Source organism: Dyadobacter sp. CY347 (assembly GCF_021502655.1).
Lineage (GTDB): Bacteria > Bacteroidota > Bacteroidia > Cytophagales > Spirosomataceae > Dyadobacter.
In genome coordinates this window covers 286,610-311,757 of the sequence record NZ_JAKFFT010000008.1, presented here as the reverse complement: position 1 = coordinate 311,757, position 25,148 = coordinate 286,610, and the positions used below count along the sequence as shown (strand labels likewise).

The 25,148-nt window shown below is 43.7% G+C and carries 28 protein-coding genes; 22 read left to right on the top strand and 6 right to left on the bottom strand.

From position 1 onward, the window contains the following. Nucleotides 1–133: 133 nt before the first annotated feature. The 4 genes from L0659_RS19705 to L0659_RS19690 all read left to right on the top strand — a co-directional run bounded on the left by L0659_RS19705 (nucleotide 134) and on the right by L0659_RS19690 (nucleotide 2,703). Nucleotides 134–1,114 carry a pyruvate dehydrogenase complex E1 component subunit beta gene (locus L0659_RS19705; RefSeq protein WP_026631727.1) on the top strand — a complete coding sequence of 327 codons (981 nt, stop codon included), beginning with the start codon at nucleotides 134–136 and terminating at the stop codon, nucleotides 1,112–1,114. A 191-nt stretch (nucleotides 1,115–1,305) separates the two neighbouring features. Continuing rightward, on the top strand, nucleotides 1,306–1,692 hold the full coding sequence (locus L0659_RS19700; protein ID WP_233854227.1) for a TraR/DksA C4-type zinc finger protein: 387 nt from the start codon (nucleotides 1,306–1,308) through the stop codon (nucleotides 1,690–1,692). A gap of 128 nt (nucleotides 1,693–1,820) precedes the next feature. After that, nucleotides 1,821–2,081: a DUF6922 domain-containing protein gene (locus L0659_RS19695; protein WP_235128303.1), complete on the top strand. Its 261-nt coding sequence runs from the start codon at nucleotides 1,821–1,823 to the stop codon at nucleotides 2,079–2,081. Next, a complete protein-coding gene (locus L0659_RS19690; protein WP_235128302.1) occupies nucleotides 2,071–2,703 on the top strand; it encodes a nucleotidyl transferase AbiEii/AbiGii toxin family protein in 633 nt (210 codons plus the stop codon). The genes L0659_RS19695 and L0659_RS19690 overlap by 11 nt, the downstream gene beginning before the upstream one ends. Nucleotides 2,704–2,706: 3 nt before the next feature. On the opposite strand, the gene L0659_RS19685 is transcribed toward L0659_RS19690, so the two are convergent. Continuing rightward, nucleotides 2,707–3,930, bottom strand: a complete 1,224-nt coding sequence (locus L0659_RS19685; RefSeq protein ID WP_235128301.1) for an exonuclease subunit SbcD — start codon at nucleotides 3,928–3,930, stop codon at nucleotides 2,707–2,709. A 45-nt stretch (nucleotides 3,931–3,975) separates the two neighbouring features. Between L0659_RS19685 and L0659_RS19680 the strand changes: the two genes are divergently transcribed. Further along, nucleotides 3,976–4,800 carry a polysaccharide deacetylase family protein gene (locus L0659_RS19680; RefSeq protein WP_235128300.1) on the top strand — a complete coding sequence of 275 codons (825 nt, stop codon included), beginning with the start codon at nucleotides 3,976–3,978 and terminating at the stop codon, nucleotides 4,798–4,800. Between the two features lie 3 nt (nucleotides 4,801–4,803). On the opposite strand, the gene L0659_RS19675 is transcribed toward L0659_RS19680, so the two are convergent. From L0659_RS19675 to L0659_RS19665, 3 genes are all read right to left on the bottom strand, one after another. Then, nucleotides 4,804–5,919: an acyltransferase gene (locus tag L0659_RS19675; protein ID WP_235128299.1), complete on the bottom strand. Its 1,116-nt coding sequence runs from the start codon at nucleotides 5,917–5,919 to the stop codon at nucleotides 4,804–4,806. 30 nt (nucleotides 5,920–5,949) lie between these two features. Continuing rightward, nucleotides 5,950–6,471 carry an HAD family hydrolase gene (locus L0659_RS19670; RefSeq protein WP_235128298.1) on the bottom strand — a complete coding sequence of 174 codons (522 nt, stop codon included), beginning with the start codon at nucleotides 6,469–6,471 and terminating at the stop codon, nucleotides 5,950–5,952. Nucleotides 6,472–6,535: 64 nt separating this feature from the next. Continuing rightward, nucleotides 6,536–7,339: a Rossmann-like and DUF2520 domain-containing protein gene (locus L0659_RS19665; RefSeq protein WP_235128297.1), complete on the bottom strand. Its 804-nt coding sequence runs from the start codon at nucleotides 7,337–7,339 to the stop codon at nucleotides 6,536–6,538. 196 nt (nucleotides 7,340–7,535) lie between these two features. Between L0659_RS19665 and L0659_RS19660 the strand changes: the two genes are divergently transcribed. From L0659_RS19660 to ftsZ, 15 genes are all read left to right on the top strand, one after another. Next, nucleotides 7,536–8,240 carry a hypothetical protein gene (locus L0659_RS19660; protein ID WP_235128296.1) on the top strand — a complete coding sequence of 235 codons (705 nt, stop codon included), beginning with the start codon at nucleotides 7,536–7,538 and terminating at the stop codon, nucleotides 8,238–8,240. A 166-nt stretch (nucleotides 8,241–8,406) separates the two neighbouring features. Beyond that, nucleotides 8,407–8,850: a 50S ribosomal protein L13 gene (gene rplM, locus L0659_RS19655; RefSeq protein ID WP_026631734.1), complete on the top strand. Its 444-nt coding sequence runs from the start codon at nucleotides 8,407–8,409 to the stop codon at nucleotides 8,848–8,850. Between the two features lie 3 nt (nucleotides 8,851–8,853). Beyond that, nucleotides 8,854–9,240: a 30S ribosomal protein S9 gene (rpsI, locus tag L0659_RS19650; RefSeq protein WP_026631735.1), complete on the top strand. Its 387-nt coding sequence runs from the start codon at nucleotides 8,854–8,856 to the stop codon at nucleotides 9,238–9,240. An 88-nt stretch (nucleotides 9,241–9,328) separates the two neighbouring features. Beyond that, nucleotides 9,329–10,159, top strand: a complete 831-nt coding sequence (gene rpsB / locus L0659_RS19645; protein ID WP_235128295.1) for a 30S ribosomal protein S2 — start codon at nucleotides 9,329–9,331, stop codon at nucleotides 10,157–10,159. 113 nt (nucleotides 10,160–10,272) lie between these two features. Then, on the top strand, nucleotides 10,273–11,109 hold the full coding sequence (gene tsf / locus L0659_RS19640) for a translation elongation factor Ts (RefSeq protein ID WP_235128294.1): 837 nt from the start codon (nucleotides 10,273–10,275) through the stop codon (nucleotides 11,107–11,109). Nucleotides 11,110–11,245: 136 nt separating this feature from the next. Further along, nucleotides 11,246–11,848 (top strand): RNA polymerase sigma factor, encoded by a 603-nt coding sequence (locus tag L0659_RS19635; RefSeq protein ID WP_235128293.1) that lies wholly within the window; start codon nucleotides 11,246–11,248, stop codon nucleotides 11,846–11,848. A gap of 95 nt (nucleotides 11,849–11,943) precedes the next feature. After that, nucleotides 11,944–12,867, top strand: a complete 924-nt coding sequence (locus tag L0659_RS19630; RefSeq protein ID WP_235128292.1) for a DUF3078 domain-containing protein — start codon at nucleotides 11,944–11,946, stop codon at nucleotides 12,865–12,867. A gap of 25 nt (nucleotides 12,868–12,892) precedes the next feature. Further along, complete coding sequence (gene mscL / locus L0659_RS19625) at nucleotides 12,893–13,225, top strand: large-conductance mechanosensitive channel protein MscL (protein ID WP_233799024.1); 333 nt, start codon at nucleotides 12,893–12,895, stop codon at nucleotides 13,223–13,225. Nucleotides 13,226–13,371: 146 nt separating this feature from the next. Further along, on the top strand, nucleotides 13,372–14,724 hold the full coding sequence (murD, locus tag L0659_RS19620) for a UDP-N-acetylmuramoyl-L-alanine--D-glutamate ligase (protein WP_235128291.1): 1,353 nt from the start codon (nucleotides 13,372–13,374) through the stop codon (nucleotides 14,722–14,724). 21 nt (nucleotides 14,725–14,745) lie between these two features. Further along, complete coding sequence (locus L0659_RS19615; protein WP_235128290.1) at nucleotides 14,746–15,900, top strand: FtsW/RodA/SpoVE family cell cycle protein; 1,155 nt, start codon at nucleotides 14,746–14,748, stop codon at nucleotides 15,898–15,900. 1 nt (nucleotide 15,901) lies between these two features. Beyond that, a complete protein-coding gene (gene murG / locus L0659_RS19610) occupies nucleotides 15,902–16,999 on the top strand; it encodes an undecaprenyldiphospho-muramoylpentapeptide beta-N-acetylglucosaminyltransferase (RefSeq protein WP_235128289.1) in 1,098 nt (365 codons plus the stop codon). Between the two features lie 33 nt (nucleotides 17,000–17,032). Next, on the top strand, nucleotides 17,033–18,424 hold the full coding sequence (gene murC, locus L0659_RS19605; RefSeq protein WP_235128288.1) for a UDP-N-acetylmuramate--L-alanine ligase: 1,392 nt from the start codon (nucleotides 17,033–17,035) through the stop codon (nucleotides 18,422–18,424). A 25-nt stretch (nucleotides 18,425–18,449) separates the two neighbouring features. Further along, complete coding sequence (locus L0659_RS19600) at nucleotides 18,450–19,226, top strand: cell division protein FtsQ/DivIB (RefSeq protein ID WP_235128287.1); 777 nt, start codon at nucleotides 18,450–18,452, stop codon at nucleotides 19,224–19,226. Nucleotides 19,227–19,241: 15 nt separating this feature from the next. Next, nucleotides 19,242–20,603 carry a cell division protein FtsA gene (gene ftsA, locus L0659_RS19595; RefSeq protein ID WP_235128286.1) on the top strand — a complete coding sequence of 454 codons (1,362 nt, stop codon included), beginning with the start codon at nucleotides 19,242–19,244 and terminating at the stop codon, nucleotides 20,601–20,603. Nucleotides 20,604–20,637: 34 nt separating this feature from the next. Next, complete coding sequence (ftsZ, locus tag L0659_RS19590) at nucleotides 20,638–22,062, top strand: cell division protein FtsZ (RefSeq protein ID WP_235128285.1); 1,425 nt, start codon at nucleotides 20,638–20,640, stop codon at nucleotides 22,060–22,062. A 39-nt stretch (nucleotides 22,063–22,101) separates the two neighbouring features. Here the strand turns inward: ftsZ and L0659_RS19585 are convergent, their stop codons facing one another. Then, nucleotides 22,102–22,644 carry an NADPH-dependent FMN reductase gene (locus L0659_RS19585; protein ID WP_255727493.1) on the bottom strand — a complete coding sequence of 181 codons (543 nt, stop codon included), beginning with the start codon at nucleotides 22,642–22,644 and terminating at the stop codon, nucleotides 22,102–22,104. Between the two features lie 238 nt (nucleotides 22,645–22,882). Between L0659_RS19585 and accD the strand changes: the two genes are divergently transcribed. After that, complete coding sequence (accD, locus tag L0659_RS19580; protein WP_235128284.1) at nucleotides 22,883–23,725, top strand: acetyl-CoA carboxylase, carboxyltransferase subunit beta; 843 nt, start codon at nucleotides 22,883–22,885, stop codon at nucleotides 23,723–23,725. 1 nt (nucleotide 23,726) lies between these two features. Beyond that, nucleotides 23,727–24,704, top strand: a complete 978-nt coding sequence (locus tag L0659_RS19575) for a radical SAM protein (RefSeq protein ID WP_235128283.1) — start codon at nucleotides 23,727–23,729, stop codon at nucleotides 24,702–24,704. Here the strand turns inward: L0659_RS19575 and L0659_RS19570 are convergent. Then, on the bottom strand, nucleotides 24,701–25,087 hold the full coding sequence (locus L0659_RS19570) for a nuclear transport factor 2 family protein (RefSeq protein ID WP_235128282.1): 387 nt from the start codon (nucleotides 25,085–25,087) through the stop codon (nucleotides 24,701–24,703). The genes L0659_RS19575 and L0659_RS19570 overlap by 4 nt on opposite strands. Nucleotides 25,088–25,148 lie beyond the last annotated feature (61 nt).

Below are 25,148 nucleotides of genomic sequence, written 5' to 3'. Positions count from 1 at the left end.
TTCTCTAATTTTACACATCATTTTGAAATAAGTATACAAAACCTCTTTTAATGTAACCGGGCGGTTTGATTCCTGCACATAGCGCGGATTTGCAACGGTTTCTTCTAAGATTTAAATAATTATAAAATTACGAATGAAAGAATTAGCATTCAGAGATGCCATTCGCGACGCCATGTCGGAAGAGATGCGCCTTGACAAGAGTATTTTTTTAATGGGAGAGGAAGTTGCAGAATACAACGGCGCCTATAAAGCAAGTCAGGGAATGTTGGACGAATTCGGTCCCGAGCGCGTAATCGACACGCCTATTGCTGAGCTTGGCTTTGCAGGGATCGCGGTAGGAGCAGCCGGAAACGGACTTCGCCCGATTGTTGAATTCATGACTTTCAACTTTTCTCTGGTTGCGATCGATCAGATCATCAACAGCGCTGCCAAAATTCTTTCCATGTCTGCCGGCCAGTATGGGTGCCCCATCGTTTTCCGCGGACCGACCGGTAATGCAGGGCAACTGGGCGCACAGCATTCTCAGAATTTCGAGAACTGGTTTGCCAACACGCCAGGATTGAAAGTGGTTGTTCCATCAAACCCATATGACGCAAAAGGACTTCTTAAATCATCTATCCGCGACAATAACCCCGTTATTTTCATGGAATCGGAAGTGATGTATGGTGATAAAATGCAGGTTCCTGAGGAAGAATATCTGATCCCTTTGGGAAAAGCAGATGTAAAACGTCAGGGAAAGGATGTTACCATTGTTTCCTTTGGTAAAATGATCCCACGCGTGGTTATGCCGGCTGTTTTGCAATTGGAAAAAGAAGGAATTGATGTAGAAGTTGTGGATTTGAGAACAGTCCGTCCTATCGATTATCCTGCTGTGATTGAGTCTGTTAAGAAAACAAATCGTTGTGTGGTTGTCGAGGAGGCCTGGCCGCTAGCATCCATTTCGACAGAAATCACATATCATATTCAGCGTCACGCATTTGATTACATGGACGCTCCGGTGATCCGCGTAACCAACCGCGATGTGCCGCTTCCTTATGCGCCAACATTGATCGAGGAGATTCTGCCGAGCGTCAAACGCGTAGTGGAAGCTGTGAAATCAGTGCTTTATAAGTAAGAAGCGAAAAAGATTAACAAAGCCATTTCCTGATCCGGGTTATGGCTTTGTCCGTTAAAGAGCCGGATGTCACTACGAGTTAGATTTTTTAGTCAGCCGCTTTGTTGTAGTAAATTATTCCAAAATAGGCAGAATACTAGTACTTTTGTACTTTGAAACGCTCCTTAATAAAGATTTATAAATCAATTAAGATTATGCAAGAAGAACGCACAAGATATTCGGAGGAAGAACTCAGGGAATTTGAGGAGCTTATTCGCGGAAAGTTGGAGGCCACAATGAGTGAGCTTAATTATATTAAAGGAGGTTTAAGTAAAAAGAACGACAGCGGAACGGACATTACTGCCGGTTCTGCTAAACTTGTAGAAGACGGCGCTGATGCCAGCGAACGCGAGAACCTGAGCCAGTTAGCGGCGAGGTTGCAGAAATACTCTATCCAGCTTGAAAATGCCTTGGTACGCATTAAAAACGGCACTTACGGCATCTGCATCGACACCGGCAAACTAATCCCAAAAGAAAGACTAAGAATCGTCCCCCATACACAGCAAACCATCGAAGCCAAGCTCAGAAGGGCAAGCTAAGGGTTAAGGAGCATATAAACATTGAACGACAAGCGATCTTAGATTGCTTGTCGTTTTTTTGTTAATGAAAGGTTTGATTGGCAGTTTCCCCGATTAGTGTAAATTTACAGAGGCCTTAACAAAAGATTATGCAAAGCGCTGATAAGCCGAACATTCCATCGCGCCTGCTTTGGGAATTCGATTACGAAACTTTTGACTTTAAAAGATCATATAAGATTGTTATCGAGCGCATTCTGGAACGCGGAAATCTTGAAAACTGGCGCGAAATGATCAGATTCTATTCAAAAAGCCAGATTATTGAAACCATTGAATGGTCTTCACAAATGGAGGAGAAGGACAAGCGCTTTTCCAGATTATTTATCAACTCAGATTTTGTAAATGCTACATAAAGATCCTTTTATAATTGATCCTGAAACGTTTCAGCTGATTCAGCAAATTCAGGCTCTTCCGGAATTGAGCAAATTTTATCTGGTAGGAGGGACTTCGCTCGCATTGCAGATCGGACACCGGAATTCAATTGACATTGATCTGTTTACTAACGAGCCTTTCGACGTTGAGGAAGTGATTGATTTGCTGCAAGTTAAATTTACTATTGAAGTTTCTTCGAAGAAGGGGAATAGTCTTTTTACTTTCATTAATAATGTTAAAACAGACTTTATACGCCACAATTATGCCTTAATTAATGCACCTATCAAAGAAGAAGGGATCTCCTTTCTATCAGCTGCCGACATATCCGCAATGAAGCTGAATGCAATTATTAACTCTGGCAAGCGGTTAAAAGACTTTGTTGATATCTATTTCCTGCTGCAACAGTTCAGTTTGAATGAAATGATAGGTTTCTTTGAAATCAAGTACCCGCATATGAACGCCGTAATTGCTTTGAAATCATTATCCTATTTCGAAGACATTGATCTGGAAATGGATCCTCCAAAGTTGAGAGCCAAACTGCCGTTGTCGCAGATCAAACAAAGATTTGAGAAGGCGATCATGAATGGTAATGCACGTTTTTAGTATTTAAACCTCCTCTTCAGCCCCTAAAACTTCCCTAAAAACCTCCATTAATCCATCCGAGGGCTCCTGGCCTTTGTTTTTTGTTTTGAAATATTCCTGGAAAAGTTTTTCCATGCTTAGGGAGAGATCGATTTCTGTGCTGGTGGTGGACAGCTCGTTCTTTTTGATCTGAGGAATGATCTGGATGATGCCGGGATGGGCTTCGTTCAGCCGTTTCTTGTCGGTGGCTTCCAGGTAATTGTCAGAAATGATGGTGAGTTCGATCAAGTCTTCGCTGTGTTCGCCGAGCCATTCAATGGCCAGATCAATGTCATTAAAGCTTTTTCTGCGCAGTTTTTTGCCTTTTGTAAGTTCTATCGGATGATAGGAAACTAGTTTGCCAGCTTCGGCTTCGATCAGGACGACATATTTGGTCTGATTGGCCTCAGAAAAGCTGTATGCGAGGGGGCTGCTGGAATAAATGGCGGGCGCGGGCTTCTTGTCTACGACTTGATAACGGTGCAAATGTCCCAGGGCAATGTAATGGACTTTGTCTGGGAAGTTTTCGGTGTAAATAGCTTGCGCGCCTCCAATATGCAGAATAGGGCGCTCTTCCTCAGGTTCTTCTGGCATCGGTTCACCTTTTTTCATTACAAATAAGTGCGTCATGAGCAGGTTAAAACCGGCGTCGTCCAGATATTGATCCGCCAGTTCCTGCCAATGTTGCTGTAAATGAACCCGCAACGCTTCTTCAGAGTCCTCTACGCCCAAAAACGTCTTCAAGCGTTGCTCGTTGGCATATGGCGTGTGTAAAATTCTGAGCGGAAAACTTGCATTAGGCAGCTCTATTTCGATAAAACCTTTTGCCGTGCGCAAAATATCGACTTTTGCCTGCGTGCAGAATTGTGAGATTTCAGTATTTGGAAAACCAACAAAAATGATCCCGCAAACTTTCGCCAATGCGTCGGGAACCTGAATGCGTTCGGGAGAGTCGTGGTTGCCTGCAATGGCGATCACGGCACGGCTTCCGTTGGCTGATAAGCGATGTAATGTGCTGTATAATAGTTCGGTAGCTTCCGAAGAGGGGTTGAAATTATCAAATAAATCACCTGCTATGACGACCGCATCGACATTTTCGGCCTCGGCGATCCCGCAAATTTCTGCCAGTACAAGCCGTTGTTCTTCGAGCCTGGAATAATTGTCGAGCTTTTTACCAATGTGCCAGTCGGCGGTGTGGAGGATTTTCATTTTGTGTGATTAATTTAGCGAAAATAACATTTCATCCGGTAAGAATTGAAATATTCAACTGTAACATTCCTGCGTCATTGCCTCATTAAATGCATTATTCTTTGTGCCGGAACCTGCATGATGCATTGCCGGCAGAATGCACAAACAAATGAAAAAGCAGGCGTAGCGATATCATTTGACGATCATTTTATCAATGAATGGTTTGCATTAAGACCCATATTTCAGAAATACAATGCAAAGGTCACATTCTTCGTAACATGCCCCGACAGCCTGACAGCCGACGAAGTTTCAAAACTAAAAACATTGCAAAGCGACGGCCATGAAATCGGTTTTCACGGCACCATTCATGGTAAATCAACCGAACTGATCATGGCAGGGCCGGAAAATTATAAAAAAATAGAATTAGCTCCCGGCCTTTCGTATATGGCCAAAGCAGGCTTTAATCCCACTTCCTACGCACATCCAGGCGGAAATCACAATGATCAGGTCGACTCTGTGTTACTAGCCAGCGGCTTTAAAATTTTACGTGATGTGGCTATATCAAGAAGGAAAATAATGGGTTTTCAAATGTATGCACTGGCGCCAAGACTAATGCCCTGGATTTATTATGATTTTGATAGTGAACGCATTGTCGATGCGCTGCTAATCGACGAAGACTCCGGATTGACTGAGGCGGAAATGAAAGAAGCACTCGAAAAAGCCAAAACCGATAACAAGGCGTTGATGTTGTTTGGGCACGAGCCTTTGTATGGAAAGCCCAAAAATGGTGAGTATGGCTTTGATGTGCCGTTTCTTGAACAAATATTGAAAGAAGCAGACCGGCAGAAATTGAAATTTTACACCATGTCGGAATTGGCTGATACGAAGTGATATTTATCTCCCGAACCGCTTGTCTTTGTAGGCTAGCAACGGTTTTTCGAAATAGGAATAAGAAAGCGACGCCACGGCAACGGATCCTATAAAAGTCAACACATACAGGCCAATTTGGTAGGATGTGCCTGTCCAGTTCGGTAAATATTTATTCAAAACATTTATAATGAAGACGATCACGGCCACGTGATACAGGTAAAGTCCGTAAGAGATTTTACCCAAATGATTCATGACAGCGTTGTTCAGGCTCACTATCGTGTTCGGATTACAAGAAACATTCAGGATAAAGAAAGCAAAGAAAAGGGCGTAAACTTCAAGGAAGCCGTAAAAGTGAATGCCTGATATGAAAAGCGCAATCAGCAGCGTGTAAACGATAATTTGAAGGTCTTTTCTGAAAATCACTCGAAGGATCTGCGTTTTTTGCTTGTAAACCAGCCAGGCACACAGCCCGCCCAGCGCCATCGTCTGTATCCTGAATTGACCTAAAAAAGTCGAGATCATCGTGCTCTTCGTTTCTTCATCAACATTTACATAATGTAAGCCAATGAACAGAATAGCAGCCGTTATCCCCAGGAACAGCAGGATGATCGGAATGCGCCGTTTTGGATATTTGATCAGCCAGGGCCATAAATAATAAAACTGCTCTTCCACGCCGATAGACCACGTTTGCGCACACCAGTAAGGCAGATCGTACAGCACGAATGCGAAATTGGGCAAAACCAATAATAGCAATGTTAGTCTTTCGGCGGCATTAACCGTGATTTTTTCATCTGTTCCCGGAAAACTCATCAACTCGATGTGCGGGAACACGAAGAAAGAAAGGCCGATGATCAGGAAGTAAATGGGCCAGATCCTGAAAACCCTGCGCAGATAAAACTTTTTAGCATCGACATCGCCAAAACGGCCGCGTTCTTCAAGTAATAAATACGTGATCAAAAATCCGCTCAAAACGAAGAAAAGGCCGACTCCGAGTCGTCCTGCATGCTGAATAATAGGGAGTTCGTAAATATTGGCAATTCCCAAAGCATGTTTTGCCTGTTCCAAATGATGAAATACAACCAGCATGGCCGCAATGCACCGGATTCCGTTGAGATTTGGGAAGTAACGCTTTTTTTCCACTTCGTTAAGCCTGATTTCTGCTTTGACCGATTATTGAAACCAAGCCATCCATTTACCCTGAACATTCATTACTTGCTCGATCAGGTCGCGGACTGCGCCGTGACCACCGTTTTTTGGAGATATATAATCTGATAATGCGAGGATTTCATCCACTGAATCTGCCGGACAAGCGCTCAGCACATTGGTCCGCATCACTTCATAATCGGGCAGATCGTCGCCCATGAAAACGATTTCGTCTTCGGTGAGGTTGGTTTCTGCCAGATATTTTTTGAAAATCGGCAGTTTTCCATCGGGTGAAGTTCCGATAAAAATGTCCTGAACTCCCAGATATTCAAGTCGTTTACGGACGCCCATTTGATTTTGGGCAGAAATAATCGCCACACGATAACCCATCCTGATCGCACGATTAATGCCGTAACCATCCTTTACATTAAAGCTTCGCGGCTGCTCGCCACTTTCCAGCGCGATCACGCTTCCGTCTGTCATGACGCCGTCAATGTCGAAAATAAAGGTTGTAATGCGTTTAAAACGGTCTATTAATGCTTGATCCATGAAATCGTGAATTGTGGAATTCCGCAAATATAGCCTAACTTTTTAGGAACAGTGAGGGTTGCTATTATTTTGAAATGTAGAAGTTCCTGATCTTATCCGTGAGCAGTCTGTAAATCTCGGTCCAATCCTCATTGGTTTCCTGCAAATATTCCAAATGCCGGTTCGTCGTTTTCCAGTCGCCGCGGCGCGCAGGCCCGGTTTGGCCTAGCGAAGGATCATTAGAAAGTAATGCTTTGTGAATGGTGGTTTGGATAAGTGGTTTTAGCAAATCAAAATTCAGCTGTTCCCTTTCGAGCATATTTTGAGAAACCGTGAGAAGGTAATTGGTAAAATTGCTGGCAAAAACTGCCGCTACATGCAGGATAAACCGCTCATCGGAATCCATGCGGCTCACATTATCGCTCACACTCTGCGCAAGCTGAATAAGCTTATTTTCAATCAGTTCGTTCTTTGATTCAATGCAAAAAGGCAATTCTTTATAATCCATTTCCAGTCCTTTCGTAAAGGTTTGAAGCGGATAAAAAACACCGGTGTGCACATATACGTCGCTGTAAATCTCAATCAAATTTTGAAATTCCGCGAGCGATCTTGTTCCCGATGTGTGAACGAGGATAACGCCTTCGGGGAGCACAATGCGTTCAATTACGCTTTCCAATGCATCGTCCGAAACGGCAATGACGATCAGATCCGCCTCACTTTCGGCGAAATTGAGGTCCGGCTGAATGTTGGTGTCATACAGGTAGGAAGCCAGTTGGCGGGCTTTTTGGGTGTCGCGGCTATATACTTCACAAATCCAGTGACCGGCGTCTTCAAAGGCCTGTGCAAGATGCCAGGCCACATTACCGGAACCAACGAAAGAAATTTTCATTCACAAAGCGTTATATCTGCCCTAAGATATGGCATAAAGTTAATTTCGCAAATCAGCTGTCTGCTTCCGCCAGATAAGCGAAGCATTCCGTTAAAAAGAATATCGTAATTCTTCAAAAGCCGTAAACTATATTTACTTTCAGGTTAAGTCTGTTCATGTTGTTTTCTCACACTAATATTTATTTTAAATGTTTCGAATGAAGCTTTTTTACGTTTTTGCGATTCTTGCGGCAGCGCTCAGCACGATCAATGTTTATGGTCAAACCCAATCGGAGGCAAGTGCGGTGATTGATGTTGGGACTGGTTTCAGTGACGATAAGTCCTTTGCACCTTCGGTATTATATTATGAGCAAATAAGTTTAAACCGCCTTCCCTGGTTACGGTTCGGGCTCGGGATCCGGGCGTGGGGTTACTATGCTGATCGCACCAATTTATACACAAAAACCGGCTCTCCGCAGGATTATCTGGAATACAGAAAAGTGTCTGCCAATGGTTTAAGTTTTGTGGTAGGGGCAAACTTACGGTTCTGGAAAATAGATCTTGGCGTTAACACAGACCTGATCGGGGCGGCTTTTGGGTCAAAGAGGAAGGCTTTTTATGAAAAAATCACCACGACGCCAGGTGTTGGTGCACCTAATTATAATCAATGGTTATCCACTTCACCGGTGATTTTTAATGCTGTACCCTTGTTTTTGGAAAACTATAACGGACAATCCGAAGCATACGCACGGATCTATCTGACGAGGGGAATCGGCGTCAAAATCGGATATCTGTACGGGCACATCGCTTACCGCACACATGATGCCGTTGACAACAAAGTGTTCCTGGACAACAGGCAGCGCCGTGTCTCACAAAACTATGGAATGCCGTATGCCGCGCTGAGTTTTCCATTGCTGCATTAACCGCCGCATAAACTGCAAATATGCATGGATTCCTGCTGCGGGGCGAAATTTCTCAAACATACTTGTTATTCAATTTGTTAAACTCTATATTTGCACTCCCATTTTGCGATGGGACTGTCTTGTTACAGTGTAATTTATTGAAAATCAATTAAAATTTTTGTTAATCGTGGATACGTTAAGCTACAAAACCATCTCGGCGAACAAAAACACAGTGAACAAGGAGTGGGTTGTTGTGGATGCTCAGGATGCAATTTTAGGCCGTTTGGCAAGTGAAGTTGCGAAAATTATCAGAGGCAAGCACAAGGCAAATTACACTCCTCATGTGGACTGTGGTGATAATGTTATCATTATCAACGCCGATAAAATTAAGTTGACAGGTAAAAAAATGACCGACAAAATTTATGTTCGTCATACAGGCTACCCAGGAGGTCAACGTTTTCAAACTCCCCGTGAGTTGCTCGAAAAACACCCAGGTCGGGTAATCGAGAAGGCCGTAAGAGGCATGCTTCCAAAGAACCGTTTGGGACGTCGTTTATTCACAAATCTGTTTGTTTATGCTGATGCAACACACCCGCACAGCGCTCAGCAACCAAAAGAAATCCAGTTGTAATTCATGGAAGTTATCAACACAATAGGTAGAAGAAAAACAGCCGTGGCTCGTATTTATATGACGCCAGGTAAAGGAGATATTAAAGTAAACGGACGCGATTACAAAGAATACTTTCCATTTGAAGTTCACCAAATTGTTCTTCAGCAACCTTTTGCTGTGATCAGCGGAGGAAATGGTTATGATCTTAAAGTGAATGTAAGAGGCGGTGGAATTTCAGGACAGGCGGAAGCAATCCGTATGGCTGTTTCCCGCGCACTTTGCGAATACAACGGAGAATTCCGTGGCGCGTTGAAAAAAGAAGGATTCCTTACCCGTGACCCTCGTATGGTTGAACGTAAGAAATACGGTCGCGCTAAGGCTCGTAAGAGATTCCAGTTCTCGAAACGTTAATATCCCAATGTCCAGACAGTACTTATCGTGCCCGATGTGCTGTGCTGCGTAATTTTATTAAGACATTTTTTCAAAACATTAATCTGTAATGGCACAAATAGAATATAAAGAACTATTGGATGCAGGTGTACACTTTGGTCACCTTACCCGCAAGTGGGATCCACGTATGGCTCCATACATCTTCATGGAGAAGAACGGGATCCACATCATTGACCTGAACAAAACTTTGAGCTGCATCGATCAGGCAGAAGCCGCTTTGAAGCAGATCGTTCGTTCAGGACGTAAGATCATGTTTGTTGCTACTAAAAAACAAGCACAGGAAATCGTAACGGAAGAGGCAAAACGCCTTAAAATGCCTTACGTAACTGATCGCTGGTTGGGTGGTATGCTTACAAACTTCGGCACAATTCGCAAGTCTTTGAAAAAAATGCAGACTCTTGAGAAGATGCTAAAAGACGAAACCACGGTTAGCAATATAGCGAAGAGAGAACGCCTGATGCTTACACGTGAAAAGGATAAATTGGAAAGAGTGTTAGGTGGTGTAGCTGACTTAACTCGTCTTCCTGCTGCCCTTTTCATCGTTGATGTAAAACGCGAGCACATTGCAGTGTCAGAAGCAAAAAGATTGAACATCCCCATTTTTGCAATCTGCGACACCAACTCAAACCCAGAATTAGTTGACTTCCCGATCCCAAGCAATGACGATGCTTACAAAGCTATCTCATTGATCACTTTGGCCATTGGAAAAGCAATCGAAGAAGGTTTGATGGAACGCAAACAAGATAAAGACGATCAGCGCCTGGTAGAGGAAGAAGAAGCGAAGCGTCAGGTTGACAAAGGCAATGAAGAAGCGGCTGCTGCTGCCCCTCGTGCCGAAGTTGCCGCAGAGCCAAGCGTTGCTGAAGGTGATGAAGAGTAATCAGGGCGATATGGAATAAGGTTTCGGCCTTTTCCTGTCTGAACAGATAAAAGTAGCCCATAGCCCTTTTGCTATGGGCTATAGTTTTTTAATAATCAATACTAAAATAGATCATGGCAATTACCGCACAAGATGTAAACAAACTCCGCCAGATGACTGGCGCGGGCATGATGGATTGTAAAAAAGCACTTCAGGAAGCTGACGGTGATTTTGACAAAGCCGTTGATATTCTTCGTAAGCAAGGACAAAAAGTAGCAGCTAAGCGTGCTGACAATGCAGTTTCAGAAGGAACAGTGGTTGTAGCGATCAGCGCTGACGGAACCAATGGTAAATTGATCGCATTTGCTTGCGAAACTGAGCCCGTTTCCAATGTTGAAGATTTCAAAAATCTTGCTCAAAGCATTTTGGACAAAGCAGTTGCAGATAACATTTCTGACAAAGAGACTTTGCTTTCAACTACATTGTCTGATGGCCGTCCTGTTAGCGAGCATATCGTTGACCTGGTTGGAAAGCTTGGAGAGAAACTTGAAATCGTTTCTTACGAAAATGTAACAGCTGACAAAGTGGTTCCTTACATCCACTCCAATGGTAAATTGGGCGTTTTGGTAGCATTTGAAGGCGTGAACGGAACAGATGTAAGCGAGCTTGGAAAAGACGTTGCTATGCAGATCGCTGCGATGAAGCCTATCGCTTTGGATAAAGACGAAGTAGATTCCGCAACAGTTGAGCGTGAGATCGAAGTAGGTAAAGAACAAGCAAGAGCAGAAGGTAAGCCAGAAGCAATGCTTGAGAAAATTGCTCAGGGAAAACTTCAGAAATTCTATAAAGACAACACTTTGTTGAACCAGGAATTCGTAAAGGATTCTTCGCTAACAATCCGTCAGTTATTAGAAAAAACTGCTAAGGGATTAACGGTTAAATCTTTCAAAAGAGTGGCAATCGGCGCTTAGGACGCACTTCTTATAAAATAATATTGACAACGCCTGGTATCTATTTGTATACCAGGCGTTGTTTTTTAATATTTACAAAAAATTGATTAATCCATTAATTTTTTGGACACGCGCTATACAGTGATTTTGAATTAAGATGGTTGACAAATTCGCAAATTATGCACCGCATAATGTAACAGACGAGGAATTGGTTAAGCTTTTTCTTGAATCGGGGGAAAACCGATATTTTGAGAAACTCTATGACCGATATGCGCTGAAAGTATTTCAGAAATGCCATTCACTTACGCGCGACGCCTCCAAGGCCGAAGACCTCACCCATGACGTTTTTCTTAAATTAGTATTTAAAATGAATACGTTTAAGAAGGGAGCAAAATTCTCCACCTGGCTTTACACGGTTACGTATAACCACTGCATGGATCTCATGCGATCCAATAAAAAGAAGGTGGTCACCGTGCACGCCGAAAACGCAGATTGCATTGAGGACATAGATCTGGACAGTGTTTTTGCAACAGAAGAGGTTAACACGAAGATATTAAAACAAGCCCTCGACCAGCTGCTTCCCGAAGAAAAGACCCTGCTATACATGAAGTATATGGATGACCGGAGCATCCGCTACATAGCATCATTGTCCCAAATAACAGAAAGTGCCGTCAAAATGAGGCTGTTACGCTCCCGTGAGAAGCTCAGACATATATATCTTGAAATATCATATTCTGTGAATTTCAGCCAAGAGTTATGAAATTTGATAATCTATTAATTACTTACGACTACAAGCTCCCTTCCAACGTAGACCAGAAGTGAAACTCTGGATTTTATTCACCAAAAGCATTTGAAATGAGCGGAATATTTCAACGCCACTTCTTCATTATCTTTTTGTTTTCAATAACATTGCCCGGTTTAGCACAAACCGTAGATCTGAGTAATCCGCTGAATGCCGGAAAATTGAAAATTCCCGGCGATACAGCCTGGAAAAAAATTGAATTTGGCGCTAACCTGAATCAGGGTTCTTTCAGCTCAAACTGGACGGGTGGTGGTGTCAATTCGGTTGCATTAGGCCTATTTTTTAATGCGCTTAATGAAAAGATAAAGGGAAAAAACGCTTGGAGAAACGATTTTCAGTCTCAATATGGAATCGTACGGAATAAAGGGCAGCAAAGCCGCAAGAATGTGGACCGTATCTTTTTTGATACCAAATACAACCGGTCCATCGGTTCAAAATGGAGCCTTTTTGCTAATGTTAACTTCCTCTCGCAATTTGGAGACGGATATAATTATTCCGCTGCACCCGATTCTACGGACTCAAAAAAGAAGGTTTCCGGCATATTTTCCCCGGCATATGTGACAGAGGCGATCGGTATAGAATTTCGTCCTGCGTCTTACTTCTTTATTGATTTTGCACCCGGAGCGTTGCGTCAAACCATTGTTTTAGATCGGAATTTATATATCAACACACCCGATCAGAATAACTACGGCGTGCCCATTGGCAAAAGGTTCAGGACTGAGGCTGCTCTGATACAAATCGTAGCCAATTTTGATAAGGATATTGCGAAGGATGTGAATCTGAAATTCAGATATTTGATGTTTTCCAGCTTCAAAAGACCCGGGAACATTGATAACCGCCTCGACGCAATGCTAACAGCTAAAATTAACAAGTATGTGAATGTTAACTTGGGAGCCATTATGGTTTATGATGACGACCAAAGCAACAAAGTACAGTTTGCTCAGGCTTTAAGCATCGGATTTTTATACTCATTTTAATTCTTCCAACTAACCTCAACTTGTTATGCTTCAAGAGTTTAAGATTTTTATTGCGAAGGGAAATGTTCTCGATCTGGCCGTCGGTGTGGTCATTGGTGCTTCTTTTGGAAAGATAACAACCTCGCTGGTCGAAGACATTATCAACCCGATTTTAGGTTTGATCATCGGCGGAGTGGATTTTACCCAGCTGAAAATAGTGCTGAAAGAAGCCGTGGGCGATACGCCAGAAGTTGCCGTTAAATACGGTAATTTTATCCAGGTTTTAATCCAGTTTATCATCATTGCATGGGTGATTTTTATGATCGTGAAACTCGCCAACCGACTTAGGATTTCAGAATCACTTGTGAAAAAAGAGTAAGGATTTTTACACAAAAAACAGCAGAACGAGGTGCATTTGATGTGCCTCGTTTTTTATTGAGTTATTAGTTCAATAGGCAAAACTTTTTCTGGAAAAGATTTACCTTCGTGTTCAATGGTGTTTGTTCAACGTTTAAAAGAAGTCTTGTGCAAAAAAAGGTCGTTATTTTGGGTGGGGGAGAAAGTGGCACCGGCGCTGCAATCCTCGCCAAATCAAAAGGTTTTGACGTGTTTTTATCCGATCGTGGCCAATTGAACCAAAAATACATTGACGTCCTGAACCGAGAAAATATCCCGTTCGAACAAGGAATGCATTCAGAATCAAGGGTTTTAGAAAGTGACCTCATTATCAAAAGCCCCGGCATTCCGGATACGGTCGCGCTGATCGTTGCATTGAAGGAGAAAGGAATTCCCGTTATTTCAGAAATCGAATTTGCTTCCCGTTACACTACTGCTAAGATCATTGCCATCACCGGCAGCAACGGCAAGACCACTACAACGTTGCTCACATATCATCTTCTGAAAAATGCAGGATTCAGTGTTGGCCTCGCGGGGAACATTGGCGATAGTTTTGCGTGGCAGGTTGCTGAAAAGGACTTTGATTATTATGTGCTGGAAATCAGCAGTTTTCAGTTAGATAATATCGAGCTTTTCCATCCGCAAATTGCTGTTTTGCTCAACATTACGCCCGATCATTTGGATCGATATGGTTATGATTTTCAGAATTATATCAATTCAAAATTCAACATCATCCAAAATCAGACAGCGGAGGATCATCTGATCTACTTTGAAGACAGCGAAGTGATCATGGCTGAGCTTTCCAAACGCAACATTGATTCTCATCAAATAAAAATATCGCTTGAAAATAAGCCCACACAAGGCGCTTATCTGCAAGAAGGGAAATTGATTTCAAATGTTGCAGGAAGCTCATTTGAAGAAACATTTGAAGAATTGCCTATTAAAGGCCCGCATAATGCAATCAATGCAATGTCTGCAATAGCAGTTGCGCAGCTGGTCGGCATCAGTTCCGAGAAGATTTCGGGGGGCTTAAAATCCTTTACCAACGCGCCGCACAGGCTTGAATTAGTGGAAGTTATTGATGGTGTGACTTACATTAATGATTCCAAAGCAACCAATGTTGACTCTGTATTTTATGCATTAGGCAGTTTCCTGCATCCAATCGTTCTGATCGCAGGCGGCGTTGACAAAGGGAACGATTATAGCCAGATAGAGACACTTGTACGTAATAAAGTGAAGGGTTTGGTAGTTCTTAGTAAAGATTCCGAAAAGTTGGAAAGCTACTTTTCCGGAATTACTCCTCAAATATACATAACCCAGGATGTCCAGGATGCGGTAAATAAAGCGCAGGAATGGAGTGTTTCTGGGGATATCGTACTTCTTTCACCTGCCTGTGCAAGTTTTGATTTGTTCAAAAATTACGAGGACCGGGGTGAGAAATTTAAATCTGCCGTCAGAAATCTTACCATTCATAATAACTAATAAGCATCACCGGTTACCATTATGGATTTCTTGCTCAAATCAAGAGAAGACACGCAGGCATGGTTCAGCAAAAATCTGAAAGGCGATCCCTGGATCTGGGGGATTTGCATTGTCATGCTGTTGTGGAGCATTGTGGTGGTGTACAGCGCAAGTGTAAAGGATGCATACAGCCAGATGGACGGGAACACCGAATATTATCTTTATAAACACGTCCTGTTGTGCTTTCTGTCGCTGATGGTCATGTATTTTGTCCATCGCATTCCCTATATAAAATTCGTTTACGTTACCCGGCTCGCCGTTTGGAGTTCAATATTGCTTCTGATTTTCACGATGTTCTTTGGAACCTCGGTAAATGATGCGGCCCGATGGATCGAAATACCGGTCATAGGCCAGCGTTTCCAGCCTTCGGAATGGGCGAAAGTGGCTTTGATTGCGCATTTATCATTGATCCTGGCCAGGCACATTAAAGGTGGCTGGAACACGCGGGAGCTTTTTACGGAGCCGCTGGCACTGGTAGGGATCGTTTGCGGGCTGATTTTCACAAGTAATGTTTCGACGGCCGTGATGTTGGCGGGCATTTGCTTTCTTTTAATGTTTGTAGGCAAAGTCCCGCTGCATTATCTGTTTTTCACAGCATTAGGGCTCGTTTTCTTCGCAACCATTGCCATTTTGCTTAATTCAACACAACGTTCCGGAACCGCACAAAACCGGATTTCTGCGTTTTTTGACAAAGATGTTGTGGTATACCAATCCCAGCAATCTTACATGGCGATGGCCCGCGGCGGATTGTACGGAGAAGGCGTTGCGAAAAGCCGTCAGCGTCGCTTCCTGCCGGAACCTCAAAAAGACTTTATTTTTGCCGTCGCTGTGGAAGAATACGGGACATTAGGCGGCACCATTCTGATCATTCTTTATCTCATTCTTTTATACCGCGGCTTAAAAGCCATTGAAGCAACAAAACGCCCGTTTGGCGGGCTGCTTTCCGCAGGACTTACATTCATCGTCGTCAGCCAGGCATTTTCGGCTATGGCTGTTACAGTCGGGCTTGTGCCGGTTACGGGGCAAACATTACCGTTTTTTAGTCAGGGAGGAACATCTTTACTCTTCACCGGCATCGCTATGGGCATGATCCTGAGCGTGAGCCGCGGGGAAACAGTGGAAGAGAAAAAGATATAAAATGTCAAAAAAGGTCATTATCAGCGGCGGCGGCACGGGCGGGCACATTTATCCGGCCATTGCGATAGCCAATGCGTTACAAAAGAAGGATCCGGATCTCGAAGTGCTTTTTGTGGGTGCTTTGGGGAAAATGGAAATGGAAAAAGTGCCGCGTGCAGGTTACGAGATTATTGGTTTGCCCATTGCAGGTCTGAAAAGATCCTTGTCTCTGGATAATCTGCTGGTTCCGTTCAAACTTTTAAACAGCCTGTCCAAAGCAAAGCGCATTATTCAGGATTTTAAACCCGATGTTGCAGTAGGAGTGGGCGGCTTTGCGAGTGGTCCTTTGCTAATGATGGCGTCGCTGGCGGGCATACCGACATTAATTCAGGAGCAAAATTCCTACGCAGGCATTACCAATAAGTTTTTAAGTAAAAAAGCAAAGAAAATCTGCGTGGCTTACCCGGGAATGGAGGCCTTTTTTCCCGCAGAGAAAATCGCGCTGCTGGGGAATCCGGTAAGGAGCGACATTGTGGATGTTTCGGCGAGAAATAAGGAAGCATTGGTTGAATTTGGCCTGAATGGTGCGCATAAGACATTGTTTGTCATGGGCGGAAGCCTTGGTGCCAGGTCGATCAATGAAAGCATTAATGCAGGTTTGCCCCAGTTATTGGAAGCTGGTTACCAGGTGTTATGGCAGACAGGAAGAAGTTACATTGATACGGCCAAGCATACGATTGCAGAGCTTGGAACAGATAAAATAAAAGCCTTCGACTTCATCTATACGATGGATCTTGCTTATGCGGTTGCTGATGTGGTCGTTTCAAGAGCAGGCGCATTGTCTGTTTCGGAGCTATGTCTGGCGGCTAAACCATCCATTCTTGTGCCATTTCCCGCAGCGGCTGAGGATCATCAGACTAAGAATGCATTGACCTTAGTGGAACAGAATGCGGCATTAATGATCAAAGATTCAAAAACCATGGAAGAGCTTGTTCCTCAGGCACTTCAACTATTAAAGGACATTGTAAAACAGGACGAGTTGAAGCTGAACATCCGAAAGTTGGCCCGGCCCAATGCTGCCGACGACATTGCAGCGGAAGTTTTTAAATTAATTAAGTAAATAACCTCAGGAATAGATCTTATGTCATCATCTATGACAAATTGGAAATACATATATTTTGTTGGCATCGGCGGGATAGGCATGAGCGCATTGGCACGTTGGTTCAAGGCCAATGGGTTTAATGTGGCCGGTTATGACAAGACATTGACAACATTAGTCCAAAAGCTGCAAGACGAAGGCATTACCATAACGCTTGAAGACGAAATCGGCACGATTCCAGCCGAATTCGCTGAAAATCCTGATGAAACGCTTGTGATTTATACGCCGGCAGTTCCGGTGCAGCACAAGCAAATGATATATTTCCGGGATAATAACTTCCTGATTTTGAAACGTTCACAGGTTTTAGGATTGTTAACCAAAAATTTAAGAACAATCGGCGTTGCCGGGACGCACGGAAAAACAACAACTTCCTCGCTGGTCGCGCACATATTGCGTCATGCGAAGGTGAACAGCACTGCTTTTCTGGGCGGGATCACACAAAATTACGGGACGAATCTACTGCTGAATGAGCAAACAGATAATCTGGAAGAAGTTTTTTGCGTAGTTGAAGCTGACGAATTTGACCGGTCATTTTTAACATTATTTCCTGAAATCGCCATTGTTACTTCCACCGACGCGGATCATTTGGACATTTATGGAAAGCATGAAAATGTGCTTGAATCGTTCCGGGATTATGTAAGCCAGATTGACGACGATGGTGTACTTTTTATGCGGGAAGGATTGGAGCTGGCTTCATCAACAAAAGCAAAAGTGCTGACCTATTCGCTCAATTCAGGAGATTATCATTCTGCAAATATTCACATTGAAAACGCCCGTTTTGTTTTCGACCTGATCCATCCTGACGGCACAATTGAAGGGATTGCGATGAAGATCCCGGGTTACCATAACATTGAAAATTCCATTGCAGCCAGCGCAGTGGCTTTGTATTTGGGTGTAGATCCGGACAAAATCAAAGAAGCACTAGAAAATTACGGTGGCGTAAAACGCCGCTTTGAATATCAGGTTGAAGAGGAAAGTCATGTCTACATTGATGATTACGCACATCATCCGACGGAAATTGAAGCATTTCTTTCGTCTGTAAAAGGCTTGTATCCGGGAAGGCACGTGACGGCCATTTTCCAGCCGCACCTGTTCACCCGAACACGCGATTTTGCCGATGGATTTGCGGAAAGCCTTTCGCTGGCAGACCGGCTTCTTCTGCTGGAAATTTATCCTGCGAGAGAATTGCCGATTGAGGGAGTGAATTCAGGAATGCTGATGGAAAAGATCACTGCAAAGGAGAAACAACTTATTACTAAAGATAAAGTTTTGAGCGTTTTAGCTGATTTAAATACGGATATTGTGGTGACAATAGGGGCCGGAGACATTGATACATTGGTAGAACCGATCAGGAACTTGCTGAAAAATCCAATTGTGAATAATTAGTCAAAGCATTTTTAATATTACTAAGATGTTACGTAAATTTGACTATCCATGGCTTTTGTTAAAACGTAGTTTGTGGCTCATTTTGCCAATAGCCGGGATAGGCATGGCAGAAAATAAGCTTGGTAATCAGCGTTGTACAAATCTTGTGATATCCATTGAAGGAGATTCGGGAACAAGGTTCCTTAATCAGATGGATGTACGGATGCTGGTAACAGAAAACGGTGCAGATCCGTTGTTAGGCAGCAGGTTAAGCGACGTTGCACTGAACGATCTGGAGCATCGGGTACGCAGGAACAAACTGATCAGGAAGTGTCAGGTTTATCGTGACTTGAAGGGAAATGTGGTGGTAGAAGTGGAGCAGGAACGGCCGCTGGCGAGATGGATCAACACTTCTGAAAATGGCGAAATGCGCAATTCATCTGGTTACTATATCAGTGATGAAGGCGTTTTTTTTCCGTTATCAGATAGCTACTCGGCAAGGACATTACTCGTTTCCGGCTCTTTTTTCAATGATCCTGAAAAATTAAAAACAACCAAAGGGGCTTCATTGATGGAGCTTTTGCGCTTTTTAAATGCAGATCCGTTTTGGAAAGCACAGATAGCACAACTGGACGCTGACAAAGATGGTGAAATCCATATGATGACCGTTCTGGGTGATCAGCGCATTGAGTTTGGGGCAGCGGAAAATTACGAATCCAAATTCAATAAGCTCAAAATGTTCTATAACAAGATATTGAGCCAGGACTGGAGCAGGTATAAAAAAATTAGTATTAAGTTTCAGAATCAAATAGTTTGTGAATAATAATTCACCATCAGCATGGCACACGAAAAAATTGTAGTAGGCGTAGATATTGGGAGCACGAAAATTACCGTGGTTGCTGCACAGGGAGCCGCATCGGGATCCCGTCAAAACAATATTGAGATTTTAGGTTTTAGCGAAGTTCCTGTTCCGAAGGGCGCAGTTGTAAACGGAGCTGTTGAAAATATAAAACAAGTTGGAACCGCAGTTCGTGAAGCCCTCGCCGAAGCATCTTCCCGCTCGGACCTGGACATTGCTGTGGTGAATGTAAGCTTTGGCGGCACGCAGGTAAAGGTAAGTCAGCACAATGATGGCGTGATCCGGCCTTCGGCTTCCTCCGGTGAGGAAGTTACGCAAAGAGATGTTGATCAGCTTGTTGACGATATGTACAGGGCTAAAATTGAGCCTAATTACGACGTTTTGCATGTCTTACCCATGGAATTTGTCGTTGACAATTCTATGAATGTGCGTGAGCCGGTGGGCAGGACAGGCATTAAACTGGGTGGTAACTTCCTGATTATATCGGCAAACAGTCAATCTGTTCTGCGTACGAAAAAGAGTTTGGCGGATGCAGACCATAATTTGAAATGCGATAAGATGGTTTTTGCGCCGCTGGCCACCAGTCTCGCGGTTCTAACTGAAAATGAAACAAAAGCCGGCATCGCGCTGGTCGACATCGGGGACCATACAACGGACCTTGTTATATATCACGACAGCATTGTACGCCACATTGCTACTTTTCCGATTGGCGGCAGGCACATTACCAATGACCTGGCAACGGGTTGCGGCATTCAGGTGGAGAATGCAGAAAGATTAAAGCAAGAATACGGAGTTGCCATTTCCGCTGATGTCCCGCTTAACATTGAAATCCTCGTTAATTTCCTTGCCGGACGCGCTCCTAAGCAGGTTTTAAAGAAAAATGTAGCATTGATCATTGAAGAGCGATTGAAGGAAATCGCAGCGATGGTTTATGCAGAAATTATCAAATCTGGATATCTGGATAAGCTTATCGGTGGAATAGTGCTCACCGGCGGCTCTGCGAACATTGACGAAATTGAAAAGCTTTTTGAGAAAGTTACCAATATGTCAGTCCGGGTTGGATATCCTGAAAACTTGGAAAGAACAGCAAAAGCAGATGCGGTCAGCAATTCTTCGTACAGCACAGCGATTGGTCTGGCCTGGGCGGGACTTCGCAACATTGATCCACGCGTAAAATCCGTTTGTAAGCCTACGACTTCTTTTAATACAGGAACCGTAGTACAGCGTGAAAAAGTAAAAGAAATTCCCCCGAAGGAAGAGCCAGGCAAGAAAAACGGGACTTTTTGGGATAGCTTCAATAGCATTATCCGTAAAAAAGATGATGGTCTGAGTGACTATTGAAAACAAAGCATAAACGCATTCAATCTCTGAAAATATGAATAAAAGCTTGTTGCAATCTCTAGACCAGGACTACATTGTGAACGAAATAATCAAAGACCAGCCCACCGGCGAACACCAGGCAGAGCCAGCCATTATCAAGGTGATTGGTGTTGGGGGAGGAGGAAGCAATGCGGTAAACTACATGTTTGAAAGAAAAATCAAAGATGTGGAATTCGCAGTGTGTAATACCGACCGCCAGGCGCTTGCAAACAGCCCTGTGCCGGTGAAGATCCAGCTTGGCGCAACATTAACGCAAGGCTTAGGAGCGGGTACGGATGCGACCAAAGGCAAAGAAGCTGCGTTGGAAACCATTGAAGAAATTAAAAACCTGCTCGGCGGATCAACCCAGATGGTGTTTATCACGGCGGGTATGGGTGGTGGAACAGGAACTGGCGCTGCGCCGGTGATCGCACAGCTTGCAAAGGAAATGGGCAAGCTTACAGTTGCGGTAGTAACGGCGCCCTACACCTGGGAAGGACTTGACAAAAAAGAACAGGCGCTCGAAGGGATTGAACAATTAAAAGAGTTCAGCGACACGGTGCTGGTGGTTTTGAATGATAAGCTGGAAGAGCTTTACGAAGACATGACGCTGACGCAGGCTTTTGCAGAGGCCGACGGAATTCTTCTCAATGCTGTAAAAAGTATTTCTGAGATCATCACGACAAACGGAAATATCAACACGGATTTTAAAGATGTTGAGAAGGTCCTTAAAAATGCTGGTCAGTCGGTAATGGGAACCTCTGAAGCAACCGGAGCTGATCGTGCGTCCATGGCTATCAAAGAAGCGCTGGATTCGCCGCTTTTGAATGACAGGGATATCCGCGGTGCAAAACGCATCCTGGTAACGTTGGCTACGAGCAAGAAAAAGGAAGCGACCATGAAGGAGCAGCGCGAAATCTGGCGTTATGTGCTTTCACAAGTGGGAGGGGAAGCGCGGATGTTCAAGCTGGGAACCATTACGGACGATTCGTTGGGCGACAAATTACGCGTGACGATTGTTGCAGCAGGATTTGACAGCATTGAATCCCCTATCCCTGGTATTGAGCTCAGAAATGGAATCAAATCTAAAACACCTGAGGTTAAACCTGTTATTGAAGAGATTATAGCGCCGGAATATAAGGCAGAGGTGATTGTGACCAGGGAACTGGAAGAAAGCACACCAACCGGCCCCATTGACCTGGTTATTGACAACGAAATTATCCCAAGCGGATTTGCTCAACTGCCCATGACGGACATTGAAGGCAATAATGATTGGGACAATGAGGAAATAGGAAAGCTGGATGTAATGATCGCAACTTTCAAAGACGGTCTGATTAAGTTCGGGGATCTCGAAGGTCCGGCGTTCCGCAGGAGCCGCGTAGAGCTCTGGAAGCGCCCGGCCGTTCCAGCGACTGAAATGGAGCAACATTGGTTGAAATAATTGAAGACGGAAAAGGGAGCATTTGCTCCCTTTTCTGCTTTAAAAATGAATCATTTGCCCGGCTTGAAGTTCCAGAAGCTCTTTGTATAAAGCATTGGATATCACATGATCATGGTAATGCGAACGGATTTGCCCCAACTTCACCCTTAGTGCCAATGTGTTCATTCCCAGGTAACTGAACACATCGTTTAAATGGCTTAATGCTAATGCAGCACCCTGCATATTGGAAGATAAGCCAACCAATGCAGCCTTTTTATTGGTAAAGCTGTTGGGATAGGGAAGTCCGTCAATAAATGCTTTGAGAACACCCGGATATGAACCATTATACTCCGGAACGATGAAGATGAATTTGTCTGTTTGTTCCAGCAGGGATTTGAGATTATTGAAATCTGAGTTCTTTCCCGAATTTTCGTACATCGCAGATACGGTGAAATCGTGCGGCAGGTTGATCAGATCAAGGATTGTACTGGGAACATTAAGCTTATTAAAGATTTCCTGGTAATAGTCGGCTATTTTTCGCGACATTGAATTAGGCCTGTTGGTGCCGACAATGATCACGATTGGAGAAGAAGTTGTTGTCATGAAAGTAAAGTAAATAGGCGGATGGCTCCGGTAAGTCTGCCCATAATGGGCTGATTTAGTAACAAATTAAGGACAAAATTGTTCAAGATAGGGCAGTAAACTGCTGATCAATGCAATGTTGCAGTGCAGTTCGTTTTACTATGCAAGACATTTATTGCTATCTTTGAGCCCAACATTCATCATGAAAAGCAGTTAAAAATCTGATATTCAGATTTTTAGAATTAACTCACGTAATAGTATGTCCTGGTTTATTCGTAAAGAGAAAGGTATTAATACACCCACCGAGATGAAGCGTGAAGCTCCTGACGGTTTATGGTACCAGTGTTCTAATTGTAAAAAAATTACGCCTACCAGAGAACATAAGCAGAATGCTTTCACTTGCCCGCACTGCAATTATCACGAAAAGGTAGGTTCTGATGTTTATTTCAACCTGTTATTCGACGATAATGAATTTATAGAGCTCGACGAAAATCTGACGTCAGGTGACCCGCTTCATTTTGTTGATACAAAAGCTTACCCGGACCGCATTAAGTCCACAATGCAGAAAACCGGTTTGAAGGATGCTGTTAGAACAGGTCATGGCAAGATGAATGAGCTGGACATTGTGATTGCTTGTATGGATTTCAATTTCATCGGAGGGTCCATGGGCTCGGTTGTGGGAGAGAAAATTGCGCGGGCGATCAGTTATGCATTGGAGCACAAGCATCCGTTCCTCATGATCTCAAAATCAGGTGGAGCGCGGATGATGGAAGCTGGGTTTTCATTGATGCAAATGGCCAAAACTTCGGCGCGTTTGGCACAATTATCGGAAGCAAAAATTCCATATATATCACTTTTGACGGATCCTACAACGGGCGGTGTTACGGCTTCGTACGCAATGTTGGGAGACTTTAATATCTCGGAACCGGAAGCATTAATTGGCTTTGCAGGGCCACGCGTAATTCGTGAAACCATTGGTAAAGATTTACCTAAGGGGTTTCAAAGCGCTGAATTCGTGCTTGAACACGGATTCCTGGATTTCATTGTTGACCGCAAAGACCTGAAAGATAAATTAACCAGCCTGCTTACCATGCTTCGTTGATATGCGTTTGATTTCCCATCCGGTCCTTTGCAATTACTATGTGACTTATCGCTGCAATGCATCATGTAGTTTCTGCGACATTTGGGAAAAGCCTTCGCCCTACATTACGGTTGAGAATTTAAGAGAGAATTTAAGGGATTTAAAAAAACTCGGCGTTAAGGTCATCGACTTTACCGGCGGCGAACCATTGCTCCACAGGCAGCTGGATGTGCTTTTAAAAGAGGCTAAGGACCACGGCATGATCACAACTGTGACAAGTAATGGTCTGCTTTATCCTAAGCAAGCCGAAAAACTCCGTGGGCTCATCGACATGCTCCATTTCTCGCTGGACTCTCCGGATCGTGATGAGCATGATAAATCGCGAAATGTAAAGTGCTTTGATAAGGTCATGGAATCCATTGCCATTGCCAAATCATTAGGCGAGCGTCCGGATATCATTTTCACTGTTTTCGAGGATAATGTTGATAAAATCAGGCAATTGTGGGAAGAGGTTTGTTTGCCTAATGATCTGATTCTTATTTTGAACCCTGTTTTTGAATATAATAATGTCGGCTCTAATCTTTCCAAAGAAACATTGAATGCGCTGACATGGTGGGGAAAACAGAAGAATATTTACCTCAATGACGCTTTTGTACAACTGCGGCTTGATGGCGGAAACCACGTCGACGATCCGGTGTGCAAAGCTGCCAGCACAACCATTGTCATTTCTCCTGAAAATAAACTCGTTCTGCCCTGCTATCATTTAGGTCTGAAAGATTTTGAGATTGAAGGAAATCTTTATGATCTCTATCATTCAGACGAAGTTCAGAAACTTGTAGCACTCGAAGGGAAACTTCCCGCTTGCGAAAGCTGCGCGATTAACTGCTATATGCAGCCTTCCTTTGCAGTTGAATTGAATAAATACTGGTGGAAAGCACTTCCCAGCACCATTAAGTATAACCGCATTAAAGGCACCTGGAAGCAGATGGTGAAGTTCTAGTTTGCAGATGCCAGGCAGCCCTCTTTTCTGCGTGTATCTGTAACGGAAGTAATTTTCCAACCATTGCTCATTCTGATTAATGTGAAGACATTGACGCCGCAATGTGAAAACTTATCTCCTAAATAGAATTTGTAGGGAGCCCAAACTATCGCCATCGGTAAGTCACAGGAAATGTCGACATTATATATCTGCTCATCCCATCTATCAGGATGCGGTGTGCCTACTGCTTTGACAAATCCATCAATCGAACTCTTCTTAACAGCAAGAGAATCTGTCGGATCTTTCGGGACTGACATCATAACGGCGCCTAATGCAAAGGCATTTCGGACTTTCGTTGAATCTCCTGCACGCATACCATCGAAAAGGGACTTGACAGTCCGCATTATTTCAGGATCATATGCTTGGCTAAAAGCGTTCGTGAAAGAAAATAGACCGCACGAAATC

Coding starts and splice junctions, on each gene's coding strand:
- L0659_RS19705 (WP_026631727.1), top strand. CDS start 134: ATGAAAGAATTAGCATTCAGAGATGCCATTCGCGACGCCATGTCGGAA.
- L0659_RS19695 (WP_235128303.1), top strand. CDS start 1,821: ATGCAAAGCGCTGATAAGCCGAACATTCCATCGCGCCTGCTTTGGGAA.
- L0659_RS19690 (WP_235128302.1), top strand. CDS start 2,071: ATGCTACATAAAGATCCTTTTATAATTGATCCTGAAACGTTTCAGCTG.
- L0659_RS19685 (WP_235128301.1), bottom strand. CDS start 3,930: ATGAAAATCCTCCACACCGCCGACTGGCACATTGGTAAAAAGCTCGAC.
- L0659_RS19670 (WP_235128298.1), bottom strand. CDS start 6,471: ATGGATCAAGCATTAATAGACCGTTTTAAACGCATTACAACCTTTATT.
- L0659_RS19665 (WP_235128297.1), bottom strand. CDS start 7,339: ATGAAAATTTCTTTCGTTGGTTCCGGTAATGTGGCCTGGCATCTTGCA.
- L0659_RS19660 (WP_235128296.1), top strand. CDS start 7,536: ATGAAGCTTTTTTACGTTTTTGCGATTCTTGCGGCAGCGCTCAGCACG.
- rpsI (WP_026631735.1), top strand. CDS start 8,854: ATGGAAGTTATCAACACAATAGGTAGAAGAAAAACAGCCGTGGCTCGT.
- rpsB (WP_235128295.1), top strand. CDS start 9,329: ATGGCACAAATAGAATATAAAGAACTATTGGATGCAGGTGTACACTTT.
- tsf (WP_235128294.1), top strand. CDS start 10,273: ATGGCAATTACCGCACAAGATGTAAACAAACTCCGCCAGATGACTGGC.
- L0659_RS19635 (WP_235128293.1), top strand. CDS start 11,246: ATGGTTGACAAATTCGCAAATTATGCACCGCATAATGTAACAGACGAG.
- L0659_RS19630 (WP_235128292.1), top strand. CDS start 11,944: ATGAGCGGAATATTTCAACGCCACTTCTTCATTATCTTTTTGTTTTCA.
- mscL (WP_233799024.1), top strand. CDS start 12,893: ATGCTTCAAGAGTTTAAGATTTTTATTGCGAAGGGAAATGTTCTCGAT.
- L0659_RS19615 (WP_235128290.1), top strand. CDS start 14,746: ATGGATTTCTTGCTCAAATCAAGAGAAGACACGCAGGCATGGTTCAGC.
- murG (WP_235128289.1), top strand. CDS start 15,902: ATGTCAAAAAAGGTCATTATCAGCGGCGGCGGCACGGGCGGGCACATT.
- murC (WP_235128288.1), top strand. CDS start 17,033: ATGACAAATTGGAAATACATATATTTTGTTGGCATCGGCGGGATAGGC.
- L0659_RS19600 (WP_235128287.1), top strand. CDS start 18,450: ATGTTACGTAAATTTGACTATCCATGGCTTTTGTTAAAACGTAGTTTG.
- ftsA (WP_235128286.1), top strand. CDS start 19,242: ATGGCACACGAAAAAATTGTAGTAGGCGTAGATATTGGGAGCACGAAA.
- ftsZ (WP_235128285.1), top strand. CDS start 20,638: ATGAATAAAAGCTTGTTGCAATCTCTAGACCAGGACTACATTGTGAAC.
- L0659_RS19585 (WP_255727493.1), bottom strand. CDS start 22,644: ATGACAACAACTTCTTCTCCAATCGTGATCATTGTCGGCACCAACAGG.
- accD (WP_235128284.1), top strand. CDS start 22,883: ATGTCCTGGTTTATTCGTAAAGAGAAAGGTATTAATACACCCACCGAG.
- L0659_RS19575 (WP_235128283.1), top strand. CDS start 23,727: ATGCGTTTGATTTCCCATCCGGTCCTTTGCAATTACTATGTGACTTAT.
- L0659_RS19570 (WP_235128282.1), bottom strand. CDS start 25,087: ATGCGGACTGTCAAGTCCCTTTTCGATGGTATGCGTGCAGGAGATTCA.